This is a genomic window from Nonomuraea sp. NPDC050310, assembly GCF_040655795.1.
Taxonomy (GTDB): domain Bacteria; phylum Actinomycetota; class Actinomycetes; order Streptosporangiales; family Streptosporangiaceae; genus Nonomuraea.
Genome location: NZ_JBFAKP010000004.1, coordinates 404,405 through 428,344, shown reverse-complemented (window position 1 = coordinate 428,344; position 23,940 = coordinate 404,405). Strand labels below are relative to the sequence as shown.

Annotated in this window: 22 protein-coding genes; 15 read left to right on the top strand and 7 right to left on the bottom strand. The window is 71.8% G+C overall.

What is annotated here, in order from left to right:
- The 4 genes from AB0I67_RS15135 to AB0I67_RS15120 form a co-directional block, all read right to left on the bottom strand.
- The coding region (locus tag AB0I67_RS15135; RefSeq protein WP_357923310.1) for an ATP-binding protein at positions 1-2,952 on the bottom strand (2,952 nt) is incomplete at its 3' end.
- A gap of 3 nt (positions 2,953-2,955) precedes the next feature.
- Positions 2,956-3,342: a toll/interleukin-1 receptor domain-containing protein gene (locus AB0I67_RS15130; protein WP_357923308.1), complete on the bottom strand. Its 387-nt coding sequence runs from the start codon at positions 3,340-3,342 to the stop codon at positions 2,956-2,958.
- A 45-nt stretch (positions 3,343-3,387) separates the two neighbouring features.
- Positions 3,388-5,490, bottom strand: a complete 2,103-nt coding sequence (locus AB0I67_RS15125; protein WP_357923306.1) for a transglycosylase domain-containing protein — start codon at positions 5,488-5,490, stop codon at positions 3,388-3,390.
- Positions 5,491-5,593: 103 nt separating this feature from the next.
- Positions 5,594-6,073 carry an Lrp/AsnC family transcriptional regulator gene (locus AB0I67_RS15120; RefSeq protein ID WP_357923304.1) on the bottom strand — a complete coding sequence of 160 codons (480 nt, stop codon included), beginning with the start codon at positions 6,071-6,073 and terminating at the stop codon, positions 5,594-5,596.
- Between the two features lie 67 nt (positions 6,074-6,140).
- Here AB0I67_RS15120 and hppD point away from each other — a divergent pair, with 67 nt between their 5' ends.
- The 11 genes from hppD (at position 6,141) to AB0I67_RS15065 (ending at position 16,243) form a co-directional block, all read left to right on the top strand.
- A complete protein-coding gene (hppD, locus tag AB0I67_RS15115; RefSeq protein ID WP_357923302.1) occupies positions 6,141-7,250 on the top strand; it encodes a 4-hydroxyphenylpyruvate dioxygenase in 1,110 nt (369 codons plus the stop codon).
- Positions 7,251-7,295: 45 nt separating this feature from the next.
- Positions 7,296-7,727: an RDD family protein gene (locus AB0I67_RS15110; RefSeq protein WP_357923301.1), complete on the top strand. Its 432-nt coding sequence runs from the start codon at positions 7,296-7,298 to the stop codon at positions 7,725-7,727.
- 34 nt (positions 7,728-7,761) lie between these two features.
- The gene (locus tag AB0I67_RS15105; protein ID WP_357923300.1) at positions 7,762-9,162 is read left to right on the top strand and encodes a M1 family metallopeptidase; all 1,401 of its coding nucleotides are present in this window, start codon (positions 7,762-7,764) and stop codon (positions 9,160-9,162) included.
- A 42-nt stretch (positions 9,163-9,204) separates the two neighbouring features.
- Entirely contained in the window at positions 9,205-9,528 is a 324-nt protein-coding gene (locus AB0I67_RS15100; RefSeq protein ID WP_357923298.1) for a PadR family transcriptional regulator, read from the top strand.
- Positions 9,525-10,406: a hypothetical protein gene (locus AB0I67_RS15095; RefSeq protein WP_357923296.1), complete on the top strand. Its 882-nt coding sequence runs from the start codon at positions 9,525-9,527 to the stop codon at positions 10,404-10,406. The genes AB0I67_RS15100 and AB0I67_RS15095 overlap by 4 nt, the downstream gene beginning before the upstream one ends.
- 45 nt (positions 10,407-10,451) lie before the next feature.
- Positions 10,452-10,790, top strand: coding sequence for a PadR family transcriptional regulator (locus AB0I67_RS15090; protein ID WP_357923294.1), 339 nt, complete (start codon positions 10,452-10,454; stop codon positions 10,788-10,790).
- An 82-nt stretch (positions 10,791-10,872) separates the two neighbouring features.
- The gene (locus AB0I67_RS15085; RefSeq protein WP_357923292.1) at positions 10,873-11,748 is read left to right on the top strand and encodes a hypothetical protein; all 876 of its coding nucleotides are present in this window, start codon (positions 10,873-10,875) and stop codon (positions 11,746-11,748) included.
- A gap of 1 nt (position 11,749) precedes the next feature.
- Complete coding sequence (locus AB0I67_RS15080) at positions 11,750-13,489, top strand: peptidoglycan-binding protein (RefSeq protein WP_357923290.1); 1,740 nt, start codon at positions 11,750-11,752, stop codon at positions 13,487-13,489.
- Entirely contained in the window at positions 13,482-14,162 is a 681-nt protein-coding gene (locus tag AB0I67_RS15075; protein ID WP_357923288.1) for an ABC transporter ATP-binding protein, read from the top strand. Before AB0I67_RS15080 ends, AB0I67_RS15075 begins: the two co-directional genes overlap by 8 nt.
- Positions 14,163-14,168: 6 nt before the next feature.
- Positions 14,169-15,347, top strand: a complete 1,179-nt coding sequence (locus AB0I67_RS15070) for an ABC transporter permease (RefSeq protein WP_357923286.1) — start codon at positions 14,169-14,171, stop codon at positions 15,345-15,347.
- An 8-nt stretch (positions 15,348-15,355) separates the two neighbouring features.
- On the top strand, positions 15,356-16,243 hold the full coding sequence (locus tag AB0I67_RS15065) for a hypothetical protein (RefSeq protein WP_357923284.1): 888 nt from the start codon (positions 15,356-15,358) through the stop codon (positions 16,241-16,243).
- Positions 16,244-16,259: 16 nt separating this feature from the next.
- Here the strand turns inward: AB0I67_RS15065 and AB0I67_RS15060 are convergent, their stop codons facing one another.
- Positions 16,260-17,252, bottom strand: a complete 993-nt coding sequence (locus AB0I67_RS15060) for an ROK family protein (RefSeq protein WP_357923282.1) — start codon at positions 17,250-17,252, stop codon at positions 16,260-16,262.
- Positions 17,249-18,418, bottom strand: a complete 1,170-nt coding sequence (locus AB0I67_RS15055) for an FIST N-terminal domain-containing protein (RefSeq protein WP_357923281.1) — start codon at positions 18,416-18,418, stop codon at positions 17,249-17,251. Before AB0I67_RS15055 ends, AB0I67_RS15060 begins: the two co-directional genes overlap by 4 nt.
- A gap of 95 nt (positions 18,419-18,513) precedes the next feature.
- On the opposite strand from AB0I67_RS15055, the gene AB0I67_RS15050 reads away from it, so the two are divergent.
- The 3 genes from AB0I67_RS15050 to AB0I67_RS15040 all read left to right on the top strand — a co-directional run bounded on the left by AB0I67_RS15050 (position 18,514) and on the right by AB0I67_RS15040 (position 22,754).
- Entirely contained in the window at positions 18,514-19,935 is a 1,422-nt protein-coding gene (locus AB0I67_RS15050; RefSeq protein WP_357923279.1) for a sigma 54-interacting transcriptional regulator, read from the top strand.
- A gap of 66 nt (positions 19,936-20,001) precedes the next feature.
- On the top strand, positions 20,002-20,724 hold the full coding sequence (locus AB0I67_RS15045; protein WP_357923277.1) for a hypothetical protein: 723 nt from the start codon (positions 20,002-20,004) through the stop codon (positions 20,722-20,724).
- A 74-nt stretch (positions 20,725-20,798) separates the two neighbouring features.
- Positions 20,799-22,754, top strand: a complete 1,956-nt coding sequence (locus AB0I67_RS15040; RefSeq protein WP_357923275.1) for a hypothetical protein — start codon at positions 20,799-20,801, stop codon at positions 22,752-22,754.
- 16 nt (positions 22,755-22,770) lie between these two features.
- Here the strand turns inward: AB0I67_RS15040 and AB0I67_RS15035 are convergent, their stop codons facing one another.
- Positions 22,771-23,190 carry a DUF6292 family protein gene (locus tag AB0I67_RS15035; protein WP_357923273.1) on the bottom strand — a complete coding sequence of 140 codons (420 nt, stop codon included), beginning with the start codon at positions 23,188-23,190 and terminating at the stop codon, positions 22,771-22,773.
- A gap of 302 nt (positions 23,191-23,492) precedes the next feature.
- Here AB0I67_RS15035 and AB0I67_RS15030 point away from each other — a divergent pair, with 302 nt between their 5' ends.
- Entirely contained in the window at positions 23,493-23,939 is a 447-nt protein-coding gene (locus AB0I67_RS15030) for a hypothetical protein (RefSeq protein ID WP_357923271.1), read from the top strand.
- Position 23,940: the final 1 nt, after the last annotated feature.

Here is a 23,940-nt window from a genome sequence, read left to right as displayed (position 1 = left end):
CATTCGGTGAAATTGGGGGATTAGATGGCTGCGCCACCCGTTGTTGACCTTCCGATCGTCGACGAGAGGTTGGCGCAGGATCTGGCCACCCTCCAGCACCCGCGCCTCACCGGCGACGTCGTTCAGGTCGAGGTAGAGCTCCAGCGCGGCGCCGAGCAGGGCGAGGGCCTCGGAGTAGCGTTCCTGCTCGGCCAGAAGCGTGGCCGTCTGGGTGAGCGCCCGGGCCTCGCCGTGCCGATCGCCGATGGCCCGGAAGGCGGTCAGGGCCAGTTCGGCATGGGAGGCGGCCTCGGCCCGCCCGGCGTGGCGCTCCAGCAGCTCGCTCAGCACGAGCCGGGTGCGTCCGGCCCCGCCACGGTCGCCCAGCCGCTCGTAGCCCGTGAGCGCCTGCGTGAAGCACTGGACGGCCTGCTGGAACCGGCCGAGCTGCGCGTAGGCCAGCCCCAGGCCGGACCGGGCGTCGGCGACGGCGGCGTGGTCGCCCAGGCGTTCGGCGGCGGCCAGGGCGATCTCGTGGCTGTTACGGAGCTCGCGCCAGCGGCCCTGCTGGTCGAGGTAGGGCGTGATCCCCTGGGCCAGCAGGCCCACCCGGTCGTCCAGGGCCTCCGCCGCGGCGATGGCCACCAGGGACACCACGATGTGGTTTTCCCGGTGCAGCCACTCCGGCTCGGCCGCCGAGACGCGCTCGATGTAGTGGTCGAGCATGCCGAGCAGGGCTGAGCGTCGCTCCTCGGGGTGGTCGGCGGCCAGCGACTCCTCCCGGGCGTAGCTGCGGAGCAGCTCGTGCAGGCGGTACCGGTCGGCGGAGACCTGGCCCAGGAGCGAGGCGGCACGGAGCTCGTGGAGCGCGGCCCGCCCTTCGGCCAGGTCGAGCCCGGCGAGGGCCGCAGCGGCGGCGGCGCTGAACTCCGGCCCCGGATGCAGGCCGAGCAGGCGGAACATGCGCGCGGCTGCCGGGGTGAGCGTGCCGTAGGCCAGCGAGAACACCGCCCGCACGTTCAGGTCGCCGGCCTGCAGCTCGTTCAGCCGCCCCCGGGTGTCGCGAAGGTCGTCGGCCAGCGCGGCCAGCGGGAGGAGCGGCTGGGCGCTCGCCCGGGCGGCCACGATGGCCAGGGCCAGCGGCAGGTGACCGCAGAGCCGGGCCAGCTCGGCGAGCGCCTCCGGCTCGGCCTCGGCCCGGCCGGGTTCCAGCCGCCGGGCCAGCAGCTCGACGGCCTCCGCGGCGGGCAGGTCGGCGACGCTCACCTGTCGCGCGCCGACGCTCGCGGCCAGCCCGGGCAGCCCCCGGCGGCTGGTGACGAGCACCGTGGGCCCCGGCGTGCCCGGCAGCAGGGGCTGGACCTGCTGCTCCGATCCGGCGTTGTCCAGGAGCACCAGCATCCGGCGACCGGCCACCTGGCCGCGGAAGAGCGCCGCGCGTTCCTGGACGTCCTCGGGCAGCGTGTCCGGGTCCGCCCCGAGGGCCAGGAGGAAGCGCCGCAGGATCGTGGAGACGTCCGACCGGTCGCCTCCGCCCAGGTCGGCGTAGAGCTGCCCGTCAGGGAAGCGCTCGCGGGCGATCCGGGCGAAGTGCAGGGCCAGGGCGGTCTTGCCCGACCCGCCCATCCCCGAGATCACGGTGACGAGGGGCGCGGCACCGGACGTGTCCATGGCCAGCAGGGCGTCCAGCTCGGCCTGGCGGCCGACGAAGTGCGGCGTGCCCGGCGGCAGGTCGGCGGGCAGGGGCAGGACGGCGGACTTGGCCGGGGGCGGCTCCTCGGGCGGGCAGGGCCACAGGGTGACCGTGATGAAGCCGCCCTCCTTCGCCACGGCCGGTGTCGGGCTGCGCTCGCTGCGGCAGTCGCGCAGCGCCGACGGGATGCCGCTGCCCTCGCCCTCGACCAGCCGCACCAGCGACAGCAGGTGCGCCAGGCGGTAGTTGCGCTTGAGCGACTGGCCGTCGAAGCCGGTCAGCTCCTGGGGCTCGCCCTCGGGCAGGTCCTTGCCCAGCCAGTCGCCTGGGCTGCTGATCTCCAGGCGGTCGTCGAAGACCCGGACGTGCACGCAGGCCTCGGCCCTGGAGTAGTCGCGGTGGACCACCGCGTTGGCGATCACCTCGCGCACCGCGATCATCGGGTAGTCGTAGACCGGGGCGGCCTCGGCCTGCTCGGCGCTGGGCCGTTCGCCGCGCCGTACGTGCCGGGCGACGAAGGCGCGGGCGGCGACGATCTGGTCGGGCAGGGGACCGAGGCAGTCCTCGATGTCGCGGCGCGCGGACCGGTCGAGACCGTAGTAGCGCACGCATTTCACCATCGCCGACGAGCAGGCGGCGGTGGGGCTGACGCCGAACAGCAGGGCGCCGGCGCGGGTCAGCCGCCCGTCGGACCAGACCTCGGCGCGGGCGAGGAACTCCGCCGGGCTCAGCGCGGCCGGCAACCGGACGACGGCCTCCTCGCGAAGCTGCCCGCGGAAGCGCTCGATCGCGCGGTGGTCGGGGGTCGCCGCCGGGCTGGGCTCGTCGAGGTACTGGCCGTTGCCGCCGGACGGCCGGGCGGGGGCGGGGTCCGGCGCGGCCGGGACCGGCGGGAAGCGCTTGGCCAGGGCCTGGAGCAGGTCACGCAGGCCGGCGGCCGGGTCCTCGTGGTAGCGGGCCACCTTGGCGCGGACGGCCAGTTGCTCGACGTAGGCCTGCTTCTCCATCTGGACGACGAAGACCCGGCTGTCGCCGTCGGAGTGGCCGGCGTTCACGATCTGGTGCGCCCAAGCGCTGCCGACCGCGCGGGTGGTCGCGCACAACACGATCGGCGCTCCGGAGCTCAGTGCTCGCGCCGCCGTGCCGACCTGCGACTCCCCCACCTCGACGGTGCCGCTGTGCGTCACCTCGTAGCCGGCCTCGCGCAGCGGTTCGGCCAGCCGCTCGGCGAGCGGTTCCTCGCCCTGGGCGCACACGATGTAGAGAGGTTGTCCGCGCACGGCTCACCTGAGCGCCCGGTGCAGGGCGTCGACGCCGCCCGCCCAGTCCGTGGTGAGGTCGGCGTACTTCACGTCGGCGAGGATCGCCGGTGGCGAGCCGCCGGTCAGCCGGACCGGCAGGACCCGGACGCCCGCGCCGTCGAGCTGGCGGGCCAGGGCCGACATCCACTCCCGGCTCATCCACGGGGTGGCGACGCCGTGATCGGAGTAACACAGGACGACGTAGGCCGAACCGGTCAGCCCTTCGTTCATCCGGCCCACGATGGAGTCGCCCAGGCCGATCTCCCAGGTGTCCAGCCAGACGTCGTGGCCACGCCCGCGTAAGTCGGTGGCCAGCCGTACCGCGGCGTCCTCGTCCGGGACGCGGTGGCTGAGGAAAACACTAGCCATGCCCCTCCAACCCGTGGCTTGCCACGATAGCGGCCGGAGGCCGGGTCAGCCGGTGGGTGTGGTCTGGCTCGTGGACGGGGTGTCGTCCTGGCTGGGTGGGCCGAAGTCCTGGCGGCCGTCGTCGCCGCCCTGGTTCTGGCCGTTCTGGCCGGGGCTCTGGTCGTTCTGGTCGGACGGGGCCTGGTCGCTGGGGCCGTCGCCCTGGGCGTCGGGGACGATGGGGGTGATCTCGGTGGTGTCCTGGTCCTGGGGGGCGCCGCCGTTCTCGTCCTCCCAGAAGTCCTCGTCCTCCCACGGGTCCTGGGACGGGGTCTCCTCCTGGCGGCCCGTGTCGTCGCCCTGGTCGTAGGAGTAGACCGGGGTGGAGGGCTCGGGGAAGGGGACGACCGGCTTGCCGTCCATCGCCTCGCTCATGAAGGCCCGCCAGATCTGGGCGGGGATCTGCCCGCCGTACTGCGCGCTGCCGCCGACGACGACGGTCTTGTTGTCGTCACGGAAGAGGTTGACGGCGGTGGAGAGCTGCGGGGTGTAGCCGGTGAACCAGGCGGCGGCCGAGGCGTCGGTGGTGCCGGTCTTGCCGGCCACCGGCCGGTCGTACAGGCGGGCCGAGGTGCCGGTGCCGGAGGTGACGACCTGCTCCAGCGCGTAGGTGGTGTCGGCGGCGGCCTGCTTGGTGACGACGGTGGCGCGGGTGGGCGTGATGGTCGCCTTGCGGCCCTTGGAGTCGGTGACCGAGCGCACGACGTGCGCCTCGACGTGGACGCCGTTGTTGGCGAATGCGCCGAAGCCGGAGGCGTTCTGGACGGCGCTGACCGAGGCGACGCCGAGCGGCAGGGTGGCGGCCGAGGCGTGCGGGCGGAGCTGCTCGGCGGGCAGCCCGGCCGCCTGGGCGACCTTGACCACCTTGTCCAGGCCGACCTGCTGGCCGAGGTCGACGAAGGCGGTGTTGACCGAGCTCTGCGTGGCTCTGACCAGGGTGACCTGGCCGTAGGAGGCGCCGCCGGAGTTGGGGATGCGCGCCCCGGCGACCCGCATGGGCGAGTTGCCGTCCACCCGCGACTGGAGGGTGAAGCCGTTGTCGAGCGCGGCGGCCAGCGTGTAGGCCTTGAAGGTCGAGCCGGCCTGCACCTTGGCCGAGAAGGCGTTGTCGTACTGGTTGTCGGTGTCGCGCCCACCGTAGAAGGCGACGACCTCGCCGGTGGCGGGATCGACGGCGGCCAGGCCGGTGCGGACCTGTTTGGGCGTGCCGGCCGGCAGCACGCTCTTGACCGCGCGCTCGGCGGCGGCCATGAGGCTCTTGTCGAAGGTGGTGACGACCCGGAGCCCGCCGCCGTTGATGTCCTCGTCGGTGTAGCCGCGCCGGTTGAGCTCGGCGCGCACCTGGTCGAGCATGTACTGGCCCTGGCCCTTGAGCTCGAAGGGCTTCTTGGGCGCCTTGAGCGTGGGGAAGGTCTCGGCGGCGGCCTGCTCGCGGGTGAGCGCCCTGGTCTGCGTCATGGCGTCGATCACCGACTGCCAGCGGGCCTTGGCGGCGGCCAGCTCGTCGCCCTTGGGGTCGGCGAAGCGGCTGGGCTGCTGGATGACCGCGGCGAGGTAGGCGCCCTCGGCGGTGCTGAGCTGCTCGACGTTCTTGCCGAAGTAGGCCTGCGCGGCGGCCTGGACGCCGTTGGCGCCGCGGCCGAAGTAGATCGTGTTGAGGTACTGCTCCAGCACCCAGTCTTTGGACTTGGACTGGTCGACCTTGAGGGAGATGAGGATCTCCTTGAACTTCCGCACCACGGAACGTTCCTGGCTCAGGCCGCTGTAGTAGTTGCGGACCATCTGCTGGGTGATGGTCGAGCCGCCCTGGAGCTGCTGCCCGGTGACCGTGGACCACAGGGCGCGGGCGGTGCCCTTCACCGAGACGCCGCTGTCGTCGTAGAACGAGCGGTTCTCGGCGGCGATCACCGCGTCGCGCACGTGCTGCGGCACCTTGGCCAGCGGCACGTTCTTGCGGTTGACACCCTGCTGGGCCAGCACGGTCTTGCCGTCGCGGTAGTAGATCACCGAGCCCTGCGCGGTGGCCTGCTTCTGCGTGCTGTCGGGGATCGGGGTCATCGCCCACGCCACGGCGAACAGCCCGAGCCCCGTCACCAGGCCGGCCCCCATGACGATGAGTATCCAGCGAACCACCCGGCGTTTCGGCAACCGCACGCGCAAACCCCCCCGATCACTACTGTGTGGCGAAAGGATAAACGAGGGGTAACGGTGCTCAGCTCGTACGGCGGCGCGGAACGTCGCTGACCAGAGGCTGGATCCGGTACGGCACGGGCGTGTCGAGCACGATGGTGGAGGAGGTCCTGAGCACCCCCGGGATCTCCACGATCTGGTCGATGACCCGCTGCAGATCGGCGTTGGACCGGGCGACCACCCGGCACAGCAGGTCGGCGCCGCCGGTGATGGTGTGCACCTCCAGCACCTCGGGGATGAGCGCGAGCCGGTCGGCGACCGGGTCGTGCCCGGCGAGCTGCCGGATCTCCATGGTGACGAAGGCGGTGACGTCGTAGCCGAGCGCCTGCGTCGAGACGTCCGGCCCGTAGCCGGTGATCACCCCGCGGGCGGCCAGCCGGTCGAGCCGGGCCTGCACCGTTCCACGCGCGACGCCGAGCCGCCGCGAGGACTCCAGCACGCCGAGCCTCGGCTCGGCGGCGAGCAGATTGAGCAGTTTGGCGTCAAGCTCGTCGATCGTCATGGGCACATTGTCCACTCATTTAAGCAACTGTTGCACAACCCGCCCATCAAAATGAATCGTTGGCCCTATGAGCGACAACTTTCCGGTGAACGGCATGGACGCGGTGGTCTTCGCGGTGGGCAACGCCAAGCAGGCCGCCCACTACTACTCGACCGCCTTCGGCATGAAGCTGGTGGCCTACCGAGGCCCGGAGAACGGCAGCCGGGAGGAGGCGGCCTACGTGCTGACCTCCGGCAGCGCCCGGTTCGAGTTCCGCTCCTCGATCCGGCCCGGCACCTGGCTGGCGCGGCACGTGGCCGAGCACGGCGACGGCGTCATCGACCTGGCGATCGAGGTGCCCGACGTGGAGGCCGCCTACGCGCACGCGGTCGCGCAGGGCGCCCGCGGGCTGGCGGAGCCGTACACGATCGAGGACGACAACGGGAAGGTCGTGCTCGCGGCCATCGCCACCTACGGCGAGACGCGGCACACGCTGGTCGACCGGTCGAACTACTCCGGCGCCTACCTGCCCGGCTACGTCCCGGCGAAGCCGCTCGTGGCGGCGCCCGACGTCAAGAACGGGCGGCTGTTCCAGGCGGTCGACCACTGCGTCGGCAACGTGGAGCTCGGCAAGATGGACGAGTGGGTGGAGTTCTACCGGCACGTCATGGGCTTCACCAACATGGCGGAGTTCGTCGGCGACGACATCGCGACCGAGTACTCGGCGCTGATGTCGAAGGTGGTCGCGGACGGCACCCGCAAGGTCAAGTTCCCGCTCAACGAGCCGGCGATCAGCAAGAAGAAGTCGCAGATCGACGAATACCTCGACTTCTACGGCGGCCCGGGCGTGCAGCACATCGCGCTGGCCACCAACGACATCCTCACCACCGTCGACCACATGCGGGCGGCGGGCGTGCAGTTCCTGGACACCCCCGACTCCTACTACGACGACCCGGAGCTGCGCGCCCGGATCGGCGAGGTGCGGGCGCCGATCGAGGAGCTCAAGAAGCGCAAGATCCTGGTGGACCGCGACGAGGACGGCTACCTGCTGCAGATCTTCACCAAGCCGGTGCAGGACCGGCCGACCGTCTTCTTCGAGCTGATCGAGCGGCACGGCTCGCTCGGCTTCGGCAAGGGCAACTTCAAGGCCCTGTTCGAGGCGATCGAGCGCGAGCAGGAGCGTCGCGGCAACCTGTAGGAATCGCCGGGTTTCCCTTGACCCGCGAATGGTGATCTTGGCGACATGGCACCACTCGCGGGTCGCTGGCGGCGGCTCTTCGCAGGCATCCTCGACATGATCATCGTGGGGATCGTCTCCTCGCCGTTCAGCTGGACCAGTTACCGGGACGTCTGGAACGAGAGCCTGGGGATCTGGGAGCGGGTCCCGGTCGAGCACGTCTTCGCCGCCGGGGTGATCTCCTTCCTCTACTACTGGCTGCTGCACTCGTTCTGGAACGGCCAGACGGTCGGCAAGAAGGCCTTCGGCATCCGGGTGGTGAACGTCACCGGGGTGCCGGTCGGCGTCGGTCAAGCCGCTTTGCGGCAGTTCGTGGAAGTCGTCCTGGGTTGGCTGTGCTGCATCGGCAGCCTGGTCAACCTCGGCTGGATCCTGTTCGACGAGCGCAAGCAGGCGCTGCACGACAAGGCGGCGAAGACGCTCGTCGTAGATGCCTGAGCGAGTGGCCCGCCTGTCGTAGGCTTCCTGTTCCATGAGGTCACTCGCGGTGGTCACCGTCTTGCTGAGCGCGCTCGCCTGCTCTCCCTCAGGCGGGAGCGCCGCGCCCACCCCCGCCGCCCGCCCCCCGGTGCAGGACGCCGGCGCGCCGGGCATCGGCGACCGCGACTTCCCCCTCGACGGCAACGGCGGCTACGACGTCGCGCACTACGGGCTCAAGCTCGGCTACGACCCGGGCCGACGCTTCCTCACCGGCACCGCGACCGTCCAGGCGAGCGCCAAGCAGGCGCTGAGCCGCTTCAACCTCGACCTGGCCGGGCTGACCGTCGACCAGGTGAGCGTGGACGGAGCCAAGGCCACATTCGACCGCAAGGGCGACGAGCTGACCATCGTGCCCGCCGCCCCGATCGCCGACGGCGCCCGCTTCACCACCGTGATCACCTACTCCGGGCGCCCCCAGCCGGTGAAGGACTCCAGCAACCTCGGCACCTACGGCTTCATCCCCACCCAGGACGGCGCCTTCGTCACCTGCGAGCCCAACGGCGCCAAGACCTGGTTCCCGGCCAACGACCACCCGGCCGACAAGGCGCGCTTCGACTTCGAGATCACCGTGCCCAAGGGGCTGGTGGCGCTGGCCAACGGCGAGATGAGCCGGCCCGCGACGACCTCCGGCGGCAAGACCACCTACCACTGGCGCGAGCGGCACCCGATGGCGACCTACCTGGCCACGATGACGCTCGGCAAGTTCGAGCTGCGCCAGGGCAGGACCCCGTCCGGCATCCCCAACCTGACCGCGGCCGACCCGCGCTTCCGCTCCGCGCTCGACCGGCTCCACACCAACACCGGGAAGATCACCGACTACTGGGCCACCGTCTTCGGCCCCTACCCGTTCTCCTCCACCGGCGGCGTGGTGGACGACTTCCCGGCCGGGTACGCGCTGGAGAACCAGACCAAGCCGATGTACGGCGGCTTCGACCCCGACGAGTCGATCGTCGCGCACGAGCTGGCCCACCAGTGGTTCGGCAACTCGCTGACCATCAAGCGCTGGCGCGACCTGTGGCTCAACGAGGGCTTCGCCACCTACGCCGAGTGGCTCTGGTCGGAGCACAGCGGCCGGAGCACCGCCGAGACCATCTTCGCCGGCTTCCGCGCCCGGCCGGCCTCCGACCCGATGTGGGCCTACCCGCCCGGCAAGGCCCGGCCCGGCGACCTGTTCAACGAGTCGGTCTACACCCGCGGGGGCATGACCCTGCACGCGCTCCGCAAGGCCGTCGGCGACCAGGTCTTCTTCAAGCTGGTCAAGGAGTGGGCGACCACCAACCGGCACCGGCACGTCAGCACCGAGCAGTTCGTGGCGCTGGCCGAGAAGCGGTCCGGCAAGCAGCTCGACAGCCTCTTCGACGCCTGGCTCTTCCAGCCCCGGCGGCCCGCCTGAGCGCTCCTGCGCCCCCGCGGGACGCGTGTTATGTTCAGCGACATGCCGAGGGGTACCGACGAAGTCAGCGAGCCCATGTACTTCGTGCTGACCGCGCTCCTGGACGGACCGCTGCACGGTCACGCGATCATGAAGGTGGTCACCGGGCTGTCCGGCGGCCGGGTGAAGCCGTCGGTCGGCACGCTATACGGCATCCTCGAACGGCTCAGCGACCGCGGCGTGATCGTGGTCGACCGCGAGGAGGTCGTCAACGGGCGCGGGCGACGCTACTTCCGGATCAGTGACACCGGCCGGGCCCTGCTGGAGGCGGAGGCGCGGCGAATGATGGAAGCCGCCTCCCTGGTCATGAACCGAAAATTCGCATGACGCGCCTGGAGCGGCGTTACCGCGCGATGTTGCGGTTCTATCCCGCCGGCTACCGGGACGCGCACGGCGACGAGTTACTCGACGTCCTGCTGGAGACCGCGGAACCCGGCCGCACGCTGCCCGCGGCCCGCGAGTGCGCAGGCCTGGTCGCCGGCGGGGTGCAGGCCAGGGTGCGGGCGAACACGCGCACCAACCCGTGGTGGGACGGGCTGCACCTGGGCCTCACCGCGATCATGGTGGCGCAGGCGGCGGCGTTCCTGCCCTACACCGGGTCGGTCCCGATCTGGACGGCCCTCTCGCTGGCCGCGCTCCTGGCCGTGCTGCGCGGCCATCACCTGATCGCGTTGCCCCTGGTGGCGCTGACCGGCGTCAAAGCCTTCACGATCTCCGACGGGCAGCAGTTCTTCGAGCTCACCCTGCTGCCGGTCTATCCCGACCTGCTCACCGACCAGCCGCTGTTCAGGTCGACCACGCCGTTCGCGGTGAGCGCGACCTACGTGCTGGTGGCGGTGGGCCTGATCGCGCTCGCCTCCCGGCGGGCCGGGCACGTGCGCTCCGGCTGGTGGCTGGCGCTGGTGCCGGCGCTGGCCTGGATGGGGCCGGAGTGGATGGACCGCGACCTCGGCTACCCGCTCAGCCTCAGCCGGCTGATCCTGGAGGCGGCCCTGCTGGGGGCCGGCGTGTGGGCCGGCTACCTCGCCCGCGACCCGCGCTGGGCGCTCGGCGGGGCGCTCTACCTCGTCGCCGTCTCCACCGAGATGGCCCAGCACCTCAGCGACCTGACCGGGCAGCACCTCGGGTACTGGGGGCTGCTCGGGTTCATGACCTTCGCCGCGGCGGCGGTGCCGTACCGGCAGCGGAGGCACGCGCTCGACTGAGCCCGGCCCTTGACGATACTCCGCGAAACGGAATATCGTGCCGCCATGCCCAGGGACGCCGCCGCCATGAGCGAGCAGACGTACTACGTGCTCGCCGCACTCCTGGACGGCCCGCTCCACGGGCACGCCATCCTCAAACGGGTCGCCGCGCTCACCCACGACCGGGTCGTGCTCGCCGTCGGCACGCTGTACGGCGCGCTCGACCGGCTGGCCGCCCACGGCGTGATCGTGGTCGAACGCGAAGAGGTGGTCAACGGCCGCCGGCGACGCTACTTCCGCATCACCCCCGAGGGCAGCGGCCTGGTGGCGGCCGAGGCCCGGCGCATGCAGCAGGCCGCCGCCCTGGTCACCAGCCGCACGCTGGGGGCCATCTGCGCATTCTGACCTGAGATCCGCCTCCGCCGGCGCGAGCTCTGTCCGGCCTGCCGGAAAACTCCCGCACCCCCTCTGAACCGGAGCACCCCCTGTGTCCACCCGACTGATCGTCAGCGGCGCGCTGGGCCTGGCGCTGCTCGCCGGCTGCGCCGCCGCCCCCAGCGGGACCGGAGGGAGCGCAGCCCCCGCGCCGAGCATCACCGCGACCACGGTCAACGACAAGCGCCGCGAGCGTGAAGCCGTGATCGCCGACTGCATGAAGCGGAAGGGCTTCAAGTACGTGGCGATCTCGACCCCGCGGGTGCAGGCCGAGGTCAGCAAGCGCGCCGACAACGGCGACTACGAGGCGATGAAGGAGATCCGCGCCAAGCTCGGCCTGCAGATCTTCTCCGTCTGGGTCTACCCGAACGAGCTGCCCGGCGGCCAGAAGGTGATGCCCGCCGAGGCCAACCCCAACGTGGCCATCCGCGACTCGCTCTCCGCGGCCCAGGCCGAGTCCTACGACCAGGCCAAGGAGGCGTGCTTCGTGACCGCGGTCCGGGAGGTCTTCGGCATCAGCGTCAAGTCGCAGCTCGCCTACTACGAGCTCATGGACAAGGAGACGCAGCGTATCAACGCCCAGGTCGACGGCGACGCCAGGTTCGTCGAGCTGGCGGCGGCCTACGCCGAGTGTCTCAAAGGCAAGGGGTACCCGATCCGGCGCACCAAGCCCAGCGAGCTGACCTCGTGGGTCTGGGAGCACTTCAGCCCCGAGTACGACGCGCTCATCGCCGAGTACGGCGACCCCAAGGACCCCTCGAAGTTCCCCCAGGTGCCGCCGGCCGTGGCCCGGCCGCTGCTGGACAAGGAGATCAAGGTCGCCATGGACGACCTGGAGTGCGGCAAGGACTTCTTCGCCGCCTTCAACCCGGTCTACAACGGGCTCTACGCCGTGATCCTCGACAAGTACGGGCTGGTGCGCGTCTGAGATGCGATCGCGACGCGTCAAGCTGCTGCTCGTCCTGGCCGCCGTCTTACTGGTCGCGGCCGGCGGCTGGGTGGTCAGCACCCGCCTGCGCTCGCCCGCCGACGAGGCCGCGCTGCGCACCCCGCCCAAGCCGTCGCTGGTCACCGCCCCGGTCGAGCGCCGCAAGCTGGTCAGCACCGTCGTCGTCGCCGGAACCATGGAGTACGGCTCGCCGCTCCCGGTGACGCTCGCCGGGGTGGTCGGCGGCAGCGACACCGCCCAGCGCGCCACCCGGGCTCCCCAGCCCGGCCGGGTCAAGGAGGGCGGCGTGCTCATGGAGGTGAACGGCCGCCCGGTCTTCGCCTTCACCGGCAAGGTGCCGATGCACCGCACCCTGGCCCCGGGCGCCAAGGGCTCCGACGTCAGGCAACTGCAGCGCGCGCTGCGCAAGCTGGGCTTCGGCGCGCCCAGGACCGGGGTGTTCGACCAGGCCACGGTCGCGGCGGTGCGGAAGTTCTACGCCAGGCGCGGCTACGAGGCCCAGCAGCCCACCCTGGAGCAGCGCCAGCAGCTCGACACGCTGCGCAAGGCGGTCCAGGCCGCCGAGGAGACGTTGCTGACCCAGCGCAAGGAGCTCGACCGGGGGCACGACGTGGTGCCGCTCAAGCTCAAGCTGGACAACGCCAAGCAGGACCTGCGCGAGGCGGAGAAGGCGCTGGCGACCGCCGAGAAGCAGGAGTACACCCCGGAGGACGAGGCCAAGCTGGAGGCGGCGGCGGCAGCCGTACGGGCGGCTGAGGAGAAGGTGCTGGCGGCGGAGCAGGAGCTGGCGGCGGCCCTGACCCAGCCGACGCCGGCGGCCACGACGACGCCCGCGCCGCAGCCGACGCCGGTGGACACCAGCCTGCTGGACCTCAAGCTGGCCAACGCCCGTGCCGATCTGGCCTCCGCGCGGGCGGCGCTGAGCCGGGCGCGGGAGGAGGCCCGGCTGGCGCGCGCCAAGCGGCTGACCGAGCTGCGCAAGGCCGTCCGGGTCGCCGAGGAGGCCCATGCCAGTGCCGAGCAGGCGTTGCGGCAGGCGCGGGAGCTGTCGCCGGTGAGGCTCAAGGTGGCCAACGCCAAGCGGGACCTGTCGGCCGCGCGGGCCCTCCTGGCCGAGTTCTCGCGCACGCACGGCACCACGATCCCGCCCGGCGAGGTGGTCTTCCTGCCGAAGCTGCCCGCGCGGCTGCACAAGGCCGGGGTGAAGGCCGGCGAGCTCGTGGACAAGGCCTTCGCCACGGTGACCAGCTCCTCCTTCGTGGTCAGCGGCTCGGTGGACGTGACCGAGTCCGACCTGCTCAAGGAGGGCCTGACGGCGGAGATCGAGACCGAGTCCGGACGCAAGCTGCCCGGCACGGTGACCGCCGTCGGCGACAAGGCCGAGCTGGCCGCCGAGGACAAGCCGCAGCAGCAGGAGGAGGACGGCCCGCTCAGCTCCGAGCCGGTGCTGATCACGCCCGACTCGATGAAGGGCCTCAAGGGCCTGTCCGGCGCGACGGTCACCGTCCGGATCACCGTCGGCGCCACCGACAAGCCGGTGCTGGTCGTGCCGGTCGCCGCGGTGATCACCGCAGCCGACGGCCGGCCGCGCGTGCAGGTCGAGGTCGCGCCCGACCAGACCAAGGAGGTCGAGGTCCGCACCGGGCTGACCGCCGACGGCAAGGTCGAGGTCACCGGCGACCTGGAGGAAGGCGACCGGGTGGTGGTGAACAGTGCCTGACGATCCCCCGGTCATCGAACTCGACGAGCTGACCAAGGAGTTCCCCACCGAACCCCCGGTGCGGGCCCTGTCGGAGGTACGGCTCAGCGTGCGCCGGTCGGACTACCTGGCCATCGTCGGACCCTCGGGCTCGGGCAAGTCCACCCTGCTCAACGTGCTCGGCCTGCTCGACCGGCCGACCCGGGGCAGCTACCGGCTGGACGGCATCGAGACCACCACCATGCGCGACGGCGCCCGCACCAAGCTGCGCGGCAGCCGGATCGGCTTCGTCTTCCAGTCCTTCCACCTGCTCCCCCACCGCAGCGTCGTGGAGAACGTCATGCTCGCCGAGGTGTACGGCAGGCACCCCCGCCGCGGCCGGCGCGAGCGGGCCCTGCGCGCGCTGGAGCAGGTGGGCCTGTCGCACCGGGTGGACTTCCTGCCCGACCGGCTGTCCGGCGGCGAGCGGCAGCGGGCGGCCATCGCCCGCGCCCTGCTGGGCCGCCCGTCGCTGCTGCTGTGCGACGAGCCCACCGGCAACCTGGACAGCCGCAACACCGCCGCGGTCCTCGACCTGTTCGACGAGCTGCGCGCGCAGGGCCTGACCATCGTGGTCATCACCCACGAGACCGAGGTCAGCGACCGCGCCGAGCGCCGGGTGCGGATCACCGACGGCGTGCTGGCGGAGGTGTGAGCCGCCATGCATCCCCGTGACCTGCTCGACGAGGCGATGGCCGGCATGCTGGCCCGCCCGGTGCGCTCGGCGCTGACCACCCTCGGCACCGTCCTGGGCATCACCACCCTGGTGATCACGCTGGGCGTCGCGGCGACCGCCGGCAACCAGATCGTCGGCCGCTTCGACGAACTGGTCGCCACCTCGGTGACCGTCGAGGTGCCCGAGGACGCGGCCAAGCCGCTGGTCGGCTGGGACGCCGTCGCGCAGGTGACCCGGCTGCGCGGGGTGACCTCGGCGGAGGCGCTGGGCGAGAGCAAGAAGAGCGCCAACCTGAGCGTCCGCTCCAACAACCTGCTCGACCCGACCCGGGTCACCGACCAGACGTTGAGCGTGGTCGCCGCCGGGCCCGCCCTGCCCGCCGCGGTCAAGGGCCGGCTGCTCCAGGGCCGCTTCTACGACGCCGGGCACCTGGCCCGCAAGGACCCCGTCGTCGTGCTCGGCCAGCAGGCCGCCAAGATGCTCGGCGTCACCCGCCTGGACCGCGCGCCCGCCGTCTTCATCGGCAACCACGCCTACACCGTCATCGGCATCCTCGGCGACCTGCGGCGCGAGAAGAACCTCGCCGGCGCGGTGCTCGTCCCGCCGACCATCGGCAAACGCTTCGGGCTGACCACCGTCACCCGGGTGCTGATCAACACCAGCCTCGGGGCCGCCGACCTCATCGCCCGGCAGGCGCCGCTCGCGCTCAGCCCGGGCAACGAGGGCATGCTGCAGGTCCTGTCGCCGCCGAGCCCCACCCGGGCCCGCGACGGCGTGCAGGACGACGTCAACGCGCTCTTCCTCATCCTCGGCCTGGTGTCGCTGGTCGTCGGGGCGGTCGGCATCGCCAACGTCACCCTCGTGACGGTCATGGAGCGGGTCAGCGAGATCGGCCTGCGCCGCTCGCTGGGCGCCGCCCGGCGGCACATCGCCGCCCAGTTCCTGCTGGAGTCCACGCTCACCGGCCTGACCGGCGGGGTGATCGGCGCCTCGCTCGGCGTGGCGGCGATCGTCGCGGTCTCGGCCGCCAAGCAGTGGACCCCGGTGCTCGACGCGCGGCTCGCCGTGGCCGCGCCGCTGGCCGGGGCGCTCGTCGGCCTCCTGGCCGGGCTGTACCCCGCCCTCCGGGCGGCACGGATGGAACCCGTCGACGCCCTCAGATAGGAGAACCCATGGGCCTCACCCGATCCGGCCCCGTCTTACCGCTCCTGCTGCTTGTCGTGACCGGCTGTGCGGCGGGGGCCCCAGCCGGTACGGCAGGCGGCCCCGCCCCGGCCAGCCCCTCCGCCACCGCCACCGCCAAGAGCCTGGAGGAGCAGGAGCGGGCGGCCGAGGAGTGGAAGGCGGCCTGCATGAAACGCAAGGGCTTCCGCTACGTGCCCTTCGTGCCGAAACGCCCCAAGACCGCCGACGCCGCGAAGCTCGACAACGGCGACTACGAGGCCACGAAGCGGTACCGGGCCAAGTACGGCTTCCACGCCTTCGCCGCCTTGGTCATGCCCAAGGACCCTCAGGCCAACCCGGCCTCCATGTACGACGACAACCCCAACGACAAGATCACCAGCAAGCTGTCCGAGAGCCAGGCGGCCTCCTACTTCAAGGCCAGCGAGAAGTGCTTCGTCGAACGCGTCAAGGCGGAGACCGGCAAGACCGTCAAGGGCTACGTGGATCACAGCGAGCAGTACTCGAAGGCCTGGGAGGCGGTGACCGCCCGATTGCTCGACGGCGACGCCCGGCTCGCCGACCTGGCCGTCGCCTACGCCGACTGCCTCAAGGGCCAGGGGATCAAGGTCACCTCGGCCAAGCCCAGCAAGATCGGCCGGGCCGCCTCCGACCTGATCTTCGACGAGCTCTGGGCGCTCGGGAAGAAGCAGTACCCCAAGGCCACCATGAACTACATGCCCCGGATGACGCCCGAGGAGGCGAAGCCGTACTTCGCGAAGGAGGTCAGGACGGCGCTCGCCGACCTGGACTGCGGCCGGGAGTTCGACGAGGCCGCCCGGCCCAAGCAGAAGGAGGTCGGGGAGATCATGGACCGGGAGTGGGGGCGGGGCATCTGAGCCGGGCCGGCGGCGTTCAGGGGTTCCAGTAGCGGCTCTCGGCCAGGAGCAGGGCCGCGGCGCCCACCAGGCCGGCGTCCTGGCCCAGGGCCGCGGGGAGCACCCGCACGCGGCGGGTGAAGTCGAGCCGGGCGTGCTCGCGCAGGGCGGCCTCCAGCGGGCCGAAGATGAGCGGCCCGGCTTGGGAGACGCCGCCGCCGATCGTCACCACGTCCAGGTCGCCCAGCGCGGTCGCCGAGGCGATGGCCACGCCCAGCGCCCAGCCGCCGCGGGCCAGCGCGGCCAGGGCCACCTCGTCCCCCGCCTCGGCGTCGGCGGCCAGGTCCCGCCCGGTGACCGGGCGATCCTCGCGATAGGCCGCGCCGGCCGGGCGGTCCTCTCGATGAGCCGCGCCGGCCTGGCGGGCCTCGTCGCCGTCGGTGGAGCGGGTGCCAGGGGTCCAGCCGTGGGCCAGGGCCCACTCGACCAGGGCGGGGCCGCGGGCGATGGCCTCCAGGCAGCCCGAGCCGCCGCATCCGCAGACCGGCCCGCCCACCGGCTCGACCACGACGTGCCCGATGTGCCCGGCGTTGCCGCTGCCGCCGTCGATGAGCCGGTTGCCGAGGATCAGCCCGCCGCCCACCCCGGTGGACACGACCATGCCGAGCATGTTCGCGCTCCCCCGCCCCGCGCCACGCCAGTGCTCGGCGGCGGCCACGCAGATGGCGTCGTTGTGGATGCGCACCTCGCCGAAGCGCTCGGCCAGCCGGGCGCGCAACGGGAAACCGCGCCAGCCGGGCATGTTGAGCGGCGAGACCGCCCCCTCCGGCCAGGTCATCGGACCGCCGCAGCCCACGCCGACGCCGTCGGCCTCGCCGTACGGTTCGATGAGGGTTTCCAGGGTGGCCCACAACGCCTCGGCGCCGGCGCCCTGCGGGGTGGCGGTGCGGCGCGAGTCCACGACCGTGCCGTCGGCGGAGACCAGACCGGCGGCCATCTTGGTGCCGCCGATGTCGATCGCGAGAATCACGAGGAGAACACTAGGACCGATGCGGTGAATCCGTGCACGTGGTTGTGGCCGGCGACCGGCCCGACCTCGCCGGCGGCGAAGAACCCGGCCACGCCGACCGGCCCGAGGGTGTCGCGCACGGCCACGGCGTCGTGGTCGGCGCTGCCGAACATGGCCGAGCCGCGCCCGTTGCAGGAGAACAGCAGGGCCCCGTCCACCTGGCCCAGCCGCTCGCGGTGGGCGTCGAGCAGCGAGTGCAGGTCCTCGTCGGCGGTCTCGGCGTCGCGCACCTGGAAGCGCACGGTCCGGCCGAGCTCGACGACGTCGCCGATGGCGACCGCCTCACGTTCGGGGTCGATGCCGAGCACGCCGCGGATCAGGAAGTCGCCGCGCTCGTGCCGCTCGGCGTACTCGTTCATGGCCAGGCCGATCTGCAGCCCCGAGGCGACCAGCTCGCGGTCCTCCTCGTCCAGCTCGCTGACGATGTCCTCCAGGCGGGCCAGCGCGGGCTGCCCGGCCAGCTCCAGCAGCAGGTTGTCCTCGGCGCGGGTGACGGCCATGGTCGGGCCGATCGGCCGGCAGCCCTGGCTCACCACGGTGCTGACCTTGACCTGGCCGCCGATGAGCACGCCGATCGCGCCCTCGGTGTAGACCTCGCCGTCGGCGAACAACCGCACGGACTCGCGCCCGGCCAGCCCGTTGGCCAGGCCGCCGATGAGCGGCAGGTCGCCCAGCGCCTCGCCGGAGCGTTCGACGAAGGCGTCGGTCGGGAAGCTGTAGGGATCGGCCAGCAGGATCGCCACCCGGTCCTCCGGGCCGCGCTCGGGCAGGCCGACCACGACGAAGCGGTCCTCGGCGGTCAGCGTCTCCAGGGTGAAGGTGGTCAGCTCGGCGCCCTCCAGCGAGGCCGCCCACGCGCTCACCGCGGGCACCAGCTCGACGCCGCGCCCCTCGCCGATCACGCCCGTGGCGCTGCAGCCGATCACCTTGGCCCCGCCCGCGACCGCCATCGCGCGCAGGCCGGCCCGGGTGACCTCGTCGGGATCCTCGCCGCAGACGAAGAAGCAGACCAGATCGGCGGGCCCGCTCAGCCGCGACAGCGCCTGGGTCACGGCGGACTCGGCCGCGGCCACCAGGTCCGCTCCGACGGCCAATCCGTCGGCGAAACGGCTCGTCAACACTGCCACACCTGCATCCTCCCCAGAACGATGGGATGCACGCGTACGAATTGGTCAAGAGCCCCGCCGATGGCGAGATCAGCGATTTCTCCCAACTCGCCACGATGCGAACTCGCGCCGGGACACGTAGTCTCGTTCCCGTGCAACAGCCACGGATTCTCCGCGAGTTGCGAGAGAGCGGCCACGTTCATCGCACCGTGAAAGCCGAAATACGCCACAACCTGCTGGCCAGGCTCCGCGCAGGCGAACCGCGCTTCCCCGGGATCGTCGGCTTCGACGACACCGTCCTGCCCCACCTCGAACGCGCCCTGCTGGCCGGGCACGACCTCGTCCTGCTGGGCGAGCGGGGCCAGGGCAAGACCCGGTTGATCCGCACGGTGACCGGCCTGCTCGACGAGTGGACGCCGGTCGTCGAGGGCTGCGAGATCAACGACCACCCCTACGCGCCCGTCTGCGCCCGCTGCCGCCGCCTGGCCGCCGAGCTGGGCGACGAGCTGCCGGTGGCGTGGAAACACCGCGAGGAGCGCTACGGGGAGAAGCTCGCCACCCCCGACACCTCGGTGGGCGACCTGATCGGCGACATCGACCCGATCAAGATCGCCGAGGGGCGCACGCTGGGCGACCCCGAGACCGTCCACTACGGCCTGGTCCCTCGCACCAACCGCGGCGTCTTCTCCGTCAACGAGCTGCCCGACCTCGCCGAGCGCATCCAGGTCTCGCTGCTCAACGTGCTGGAGGAGCGAGACGTCCAGGTGCGCGGCTACAACCTGCGCCTGCCGCTCGACCTGCTGCTCATCGCCAGCGCCAACCCCGAGGACTACACCAACCGCGGGCGGATCATCACCCCGCTGAAGGACCGCTTCGGCGCCGAGATCCGCACCCACTACCCGCTCACCATCGAGCACGAGCTGGAGCTGATCCGCCAGGAGTCGCGGGCCGACATCGGCGCGCAGGTCCCCGGCCACCTCATCGAGGTGCTGGCCCGCTTCACCCGGCTGGTGCGCGAGTCCACCGCCGTGGACACCCGCTCGGGCGTCTCGGCCCGCTTCTCCATCGCCGCCGCCGAGACCGCCGCCGCCTCCGCGGTGCGGCGGGCCGCGCTGACCGGCGAGGCACAGGCCGTCGCCCGCGTCTGCGACCTGCCCGTCGTCGTGCACAGCCTGCGCGGCAAGGTGGAGTTCGAGGTCAGCGAGGAGGGCCGCGAGCTGGAGGTGCTCTCGCACCTGCTGCGCCGGGCCACCGCCGAGACCTTCCGCGGCCGACTGGGCGGCATGGACCTCACCGCGCTCACCGACCGCTTCACCGAGGGCAACCAGGTGGAGTCCGGCGAGCTCGTGCCCGCCGGCGAGCTGCTGCGGCAGATCGGCCCGGTCGAGGGCCTGGCCAAGATCATGTCGCGGCTCGGGCTGGAGGAGGAGTCGCCCGGCCACGCCGCCGCGGCCCTGGAATTCACCCTGGAAGGCCTCTACCTGATGCGCCGGCTGTCCAAGGACGACAGTGACGGAGTGATCACCTACCGGACGTGAACATCGCGGCGGTCTCGCGCGTCCTAAGGGTGTCGATGTCCGGCCACCTCCGGGGGAACCGCCACCATGCACGTGCTCGCCGCGTCCTCACTCGTCCTCGGGCTGCTGTCCGCGCCCGCCGCCGCCCCCACCCAGACCCTGTACGGCGTGGCCTGGGCGGACGGCGCCGGGCACCTGCGGATCACGCCCATGACCGCCACCTACGGCAAGCCCAAGGGCCAGCCCGCCCGCTACGCCCTCAAGCACAAGAAGGGCGCCAAGGAGATCCGCCTCGACTACACCGGGGCCGCCTTCTCCCGCGTGTACGTCGAGTGCCACCTCAAGGAGTCCGAGGGCCAGTTCAACCTGGACAAGCAGGGCTTCGGCAAGACCCGCTGCCCGGCCAAGGACATCGGCTGGGCGCTGGCCCTCGGCCCTGAGACCGTGCGGATCGAGTACCGCGGCGGCAAGGCGATCCGGGTGCGGGAGTTCCTCAACTTCGACTTCGCCTCCAAGACCCAGCGCGGCCAGCTCAAGCGGCTCGACGACAACACGCTGCTGTTCAACGGCCGCAAGCTCGGCTACAACGGCCACCTGACCTTCTACCGGGTGACCGCCAAGTGCAACGCCGGCTGGCTCACCGGCGAGCCGGTCAACGCCGACCGCAACGGGCTCGGCAAGAAGGCCTGCTCGGCGGCCGATCTCAACCGGGCGCTCAAGGGGCACAAGTACACCTGGCTGGCCCAGGTCGAGTACTACGACGTCCTCGGCATGGCCCTCGTGGTGCGGGAGGTCTTCGGCGACGCCTGACGCGCCGGTCGCCCGACGAGGGCGGACATGCCCGGACATTAGCGGCCACGCTGCGGGTGCCGTAGCGTGGCCTCATGGCCTATCGCTATGGCGAGTACCACGACGGCCCCGACCCGCTGGCTCCGCCGTACGACGTGCGGGCCGCCCTCGACGAGATGGGCGACGCCATCCTGTCCGGCTCGACGCCGGTGCACGCCCTGCGCGACCTGCTCCGCCGCGGCCTGCCTGGCCGTACCGACAGCAGGGGCCTGGACGACATGCTCCGCGAGGTACGGCGCCGCCGCCGCGAGCTGCGCGACAGCGGCCGCCTGGACGGCACGCTGGAGCGCGCCAGGGCGCTGCTGGACAAGGCGATCGGCCAGGAGCGCGCCGAGCTGTTCCCCGACCCCTCCGACGAGGCCCGGCTGCGCGAGTCCGAGCTGGACGGCCTGCCCGACGACACCGCCAGCGCCATCCAGCAGCTCAGCACCTACCAGTGGCGCTCGGCCGCCGCCCGGCAGACCTTCGAGGAGCTGCGCGCGCTGCTGCGCCAGGAAGTGCTCGACAGCCAGTTCAGGGGCATCCGGCAGGTGCTGGCCGACCCCGACCCGGCGGCCATGGAACGGGTCCGCCGGATGATGACCGACCTCAACGAGATGCTGGAGCGCGACTCGCGCGGCGAGCACACGCAGGAGGACTTCGACCGCTTCATGGGCGAGTACGGCGACCTGTTCCCCGAGCGTCCCCGCACGCTGGAGCAGCTCGTCGACCTGCTCGCCCGCCGCGCCGCCGCCACCCAGCGGATGCTGGCCTCGCTCACCCCAGGCCAGCGCGAGGAGCTGGCCAACCTGATGGCCCAGACGCTGGAGCAGGCCGGGCTGGCCGAGCAGATGCGCCGGCTCGGCGACCAGCTCATGACCCGCCGCCCCGACCTGGCCTGGAACAGCCCCGAACGGCTGACCGGCGAGGAGCCGATGGGCATGGCCGACGCGGTCACCGCCCTGGAGGAACTGGCCGACCTCAACCAGCTGGAAGCCGCCCTGCGCCAGGACTCCCCCGGCGCCCGGCTGGAGGACATCGACGAGGAGGCCATCCGCCGCGCCCTGGGCCGCTCGGCCGTGGACGACCTGGCCGCGCTCAAGCGCATCGAGCGCGAACTGGAGGAGCAGGGCTACCTCAAGCGCCGCCGCGGCAAGCTCGAACTCACCCCCAAGGCGGTCCGGCGGCTGGGCGAGACGGCCCTGCGCCGCGTGTTCACCTCGCTGGAGGCCGGCCGGCGCGGCGACCACGACCAGCACGACGCGGGCGCGGCCGGCGAGCTCACCGGCGCCACCCGACCGTGGCGGTTCGGCGACGAGCAGCCGATCGACGTGGTGCGCACCCTGGTCAACGGCATCCGCAGCCGCGGCAGCCGTACCACCACCGGGGTGCGGCTGACCGTCGACGACTTCGAGGTCGCCGAGACCGAGCGGCGCAGCGCGGCGGCGGTCTGCCTGCTGGTGGACCTGTCGTACTCGATGGCGCTGCGCGGCACGTGGGCGGCGGCCAAGGAGACGGCGCTGGCGCTGCAGACGCTGGTCGCCTCGAAGTTCCCGCAGGACGCCGTGCAGATCGTCGGCTTCTCCAACTACGCGCGAGTGCTGCAGCCCGACGAGCTGGCGGGGCTCGACTGGGACATGGTCCAGGGCACCAACCTGCACCACGCGCTGCTGATCGCCGGCCGCCACCTCGACCGGCACCCCGACTTCGAGCCGGTCGTGCTGGTGGTGACCGACGGCGAGCCCACCGCGCACCTGCTGCGCGACGGACAGTCGGCCTTCGAGTGGCCACCCTCGCGCGAGACGCTGGAGCTGACGCTGGCCGAGGTGGACAAGATGACCCGGCGGCGGGCGACGATCAACGTGTTCATGCTGGCGGCCGACGAGCGGCTCAAGGAGTTCGTCGGCGAGGTGGCCCGGCGCAACGGCGGCCGGGTGCTGTCGCCCAGCGCCGACCGGCTGGGCGAGTACGTGGTCAGCGACTTCCTGCGCCAGCGCCGCGTCAGACGCTGAGGCGCTGGATCGGGGGTCAGGCGGTGAGGCTGAGGCGCTTGTAGTAGTCGAGCGCCACGTCGAAGCCGTCGCGGCAGTTGCGGTGCGAGCGGTAACAGGGCCGCCAGGCCGAGCTCGCGCCCACCCCGGCGCGGGCGTCGGCCAGCGACTCGGGCACCCGCTCGGGCCGCGGCAGCAGCCCGCCGCCGAGGTAACGCACCCCGGCCAGCTCGGTGTGCCGGTCGGGCCCGCCGGAGACGAACGCGCCGAGACGCCACCCGCACTCCTCGTCCCAGACCAGAGCCGAACCGTCGCCGAGCAACACCGTCGCCTGACGCGGATCGCAAGGCCCGGCCCACCACTCGGCGCCGCCGAGCTCGGTCACAACTTGCCGGACATAGGAAACCGGCTGGCCCAGCCATTCGCCGGTGTACGGATCCACGTGCCTGATGGCCACGACGGCACCCCTTTGTGCCTAAGCGGTGAGGGAAATGAACAGTTCTCAACCCTACCGGCGCTGAACTTATTCCTGAGCCGGTGCGTCCTAGTCATTACGGATGATATTCCGCAGCCTTCGGGGGAAGGGGGACGGCCTTATGATCGCCATGATTCTTCTGGTGACGCTCATGATCGTCGCCATCGTCGCCTGGGAGGCCTGCATGCGCTGCCCCTCCGTCCTGCCGGAGGAGCAGCCAGTGGAGGCGACTCCCGCCGAGTGAATGTCGCCCGGGAAGATCCTGGGCGACTACTCTCGTCGGCATGTCGTTCCACGGGATGTCCACAGCCCTGCTGTGGTTGCACATCGCCTTCGCCATCTTCACCATCGGGCCGCTGACCGCCGTGACCATGGCGGCGCCACGGGCCATCCGTAAGGGCAACGTGCCCGTCCTGGAGAACCTCGCGCGCACGACCCGGATCTACGGCCTCGGCACGCTGGGCGTCTTCCTCTTCGGCGCCTGGCTCGGCGGCGTGGAGCGGCTCCTCGGGCAGTGGTACATGAGCGCGTCGATGACGTTGTTCATCGTGGCGCTGGTGCTGCTGTTCATCATCGACCGCGACCTGCGCGGCGCCGTACGGGTGCTGTCCAGCGAGACCATCGAGGACGACGCCAAGGTCCAGAACGGGCGCATCGCCGCGCTGAGCGGCGTGATCTCGCTGATCTGGATCGTCATCCTGATCCTCATGATCGTCCCCACCCCGGGCTGAG

Coding starts and splice junctions, on each gene's coding strand:
- AB0I67_RS15045 (WP_357923277.1), top strand. CDS start 20,002: ATGCACGTGCTCGCCGCGTCCTCACTCGTCCTCGGGCTGCTGTCCGCG.
- AB0I67_RS15090 (WP_357923294.1), top strand. CDS start 10,452: ATGCCCAGGGACGCCGCCGCCATGAGCGAGCAGACGTACTACGTGCTC.
- AB0I67_RS15095 (WP_357923296.1), top strand. CDS start 9,525: ATGACGCGCCTGGAGCGGCGTTACCGCGCGATGTTGCGGTTCTATCCC.
- hppD (WP_357923302.1), top strand. CDS start 6,141: ATGAGCGACAACTTTCCGGTGAACGGCATGGACGCGGTGGTCTTCGCG.
- AB0I67_RS15030 (WP_357923271.1), top strand. CDS start 23,493: ATGTCGTTCCACGGGATGTCCACAGCCCTGCTGTGGTTGCACATCGCC.
- AB0I67_RS15040 (WP_357923275.1), top strand. CDS start 20,799: ATGGCCTATCGCTATGGCGAGTACCACGACGGCCCCGACCCGCTGGCT.
- AB0I67_RS15050 (WP_357923279.1), top strand. CDS start 18,514: ATGCGAACTCGCGCCGGGACACGTAGTCTCGTTCCCGTGCAACAGCCA.
- AB0I67_RS15070 (WP_357923286.1), top strand. CDS start 14,169: ATGCATCCCCGTGACCTGCTCGACGAGGCGATGGCCGGCATGCTGGCC.
- AB0I67_RS15100 (WP_357923298.1), top strand. CDS start 9,205: ATGCCGAGGGGTACCGACGAAGTCAGCGAGCCCATGTACTTCGTGCTG.
- AB0I67_RS15110 (WP_357923301.1), top strand. CDS start 7,296: ATGGCACCACTCGCGGGTCGCTGGCGGCGGCTCTTCGCAGGCATCCTC.
- AB0I67_RS15080 (WP_357923290.1), top strand. CDS start 11,750: ATGCGATCGCGACGCGTCAAGCTGCTGCTCGTCCTGGCCGCCGTCTTA.
- AB0I67_RS15120 (WP_357923304.1), bottom strand. CDS start 6,073: ATGACGATCGACGAGCTTGACGCCAAACTGCTCAATCTGCTCGCCGCC.
- AB0I67_RS15105 (WP_357923300.1), top strand. CDS start 7,762: ATGAGGTCACTCGCGGTGGTCACCGTCTTGCTGAGCGCGCTCGCCTGC.
- AB0I67_RS15125 (WP_357923306.1), bottom strand. CDS start 5,490: ATGGGGGCCGGCCTGGTGACGGGGCTCGGGCTGTTCGCCGTGGCGTGG.
- AB0I67_RS15130 (WP_357923308.1), bottom strand. CDS start 3,342: ATGGCTAGTGTTTTCCTCAGCCACCGCGTCCCGGACGAGGACGCCGCG.
- AB0I67_RS15065 (WP_357923284.1), top strand. CDS start 15,356: ATGGGCCTCACCCGATCCGGCCCCGTCTTACCGCTCCTGCTGCTTGTC.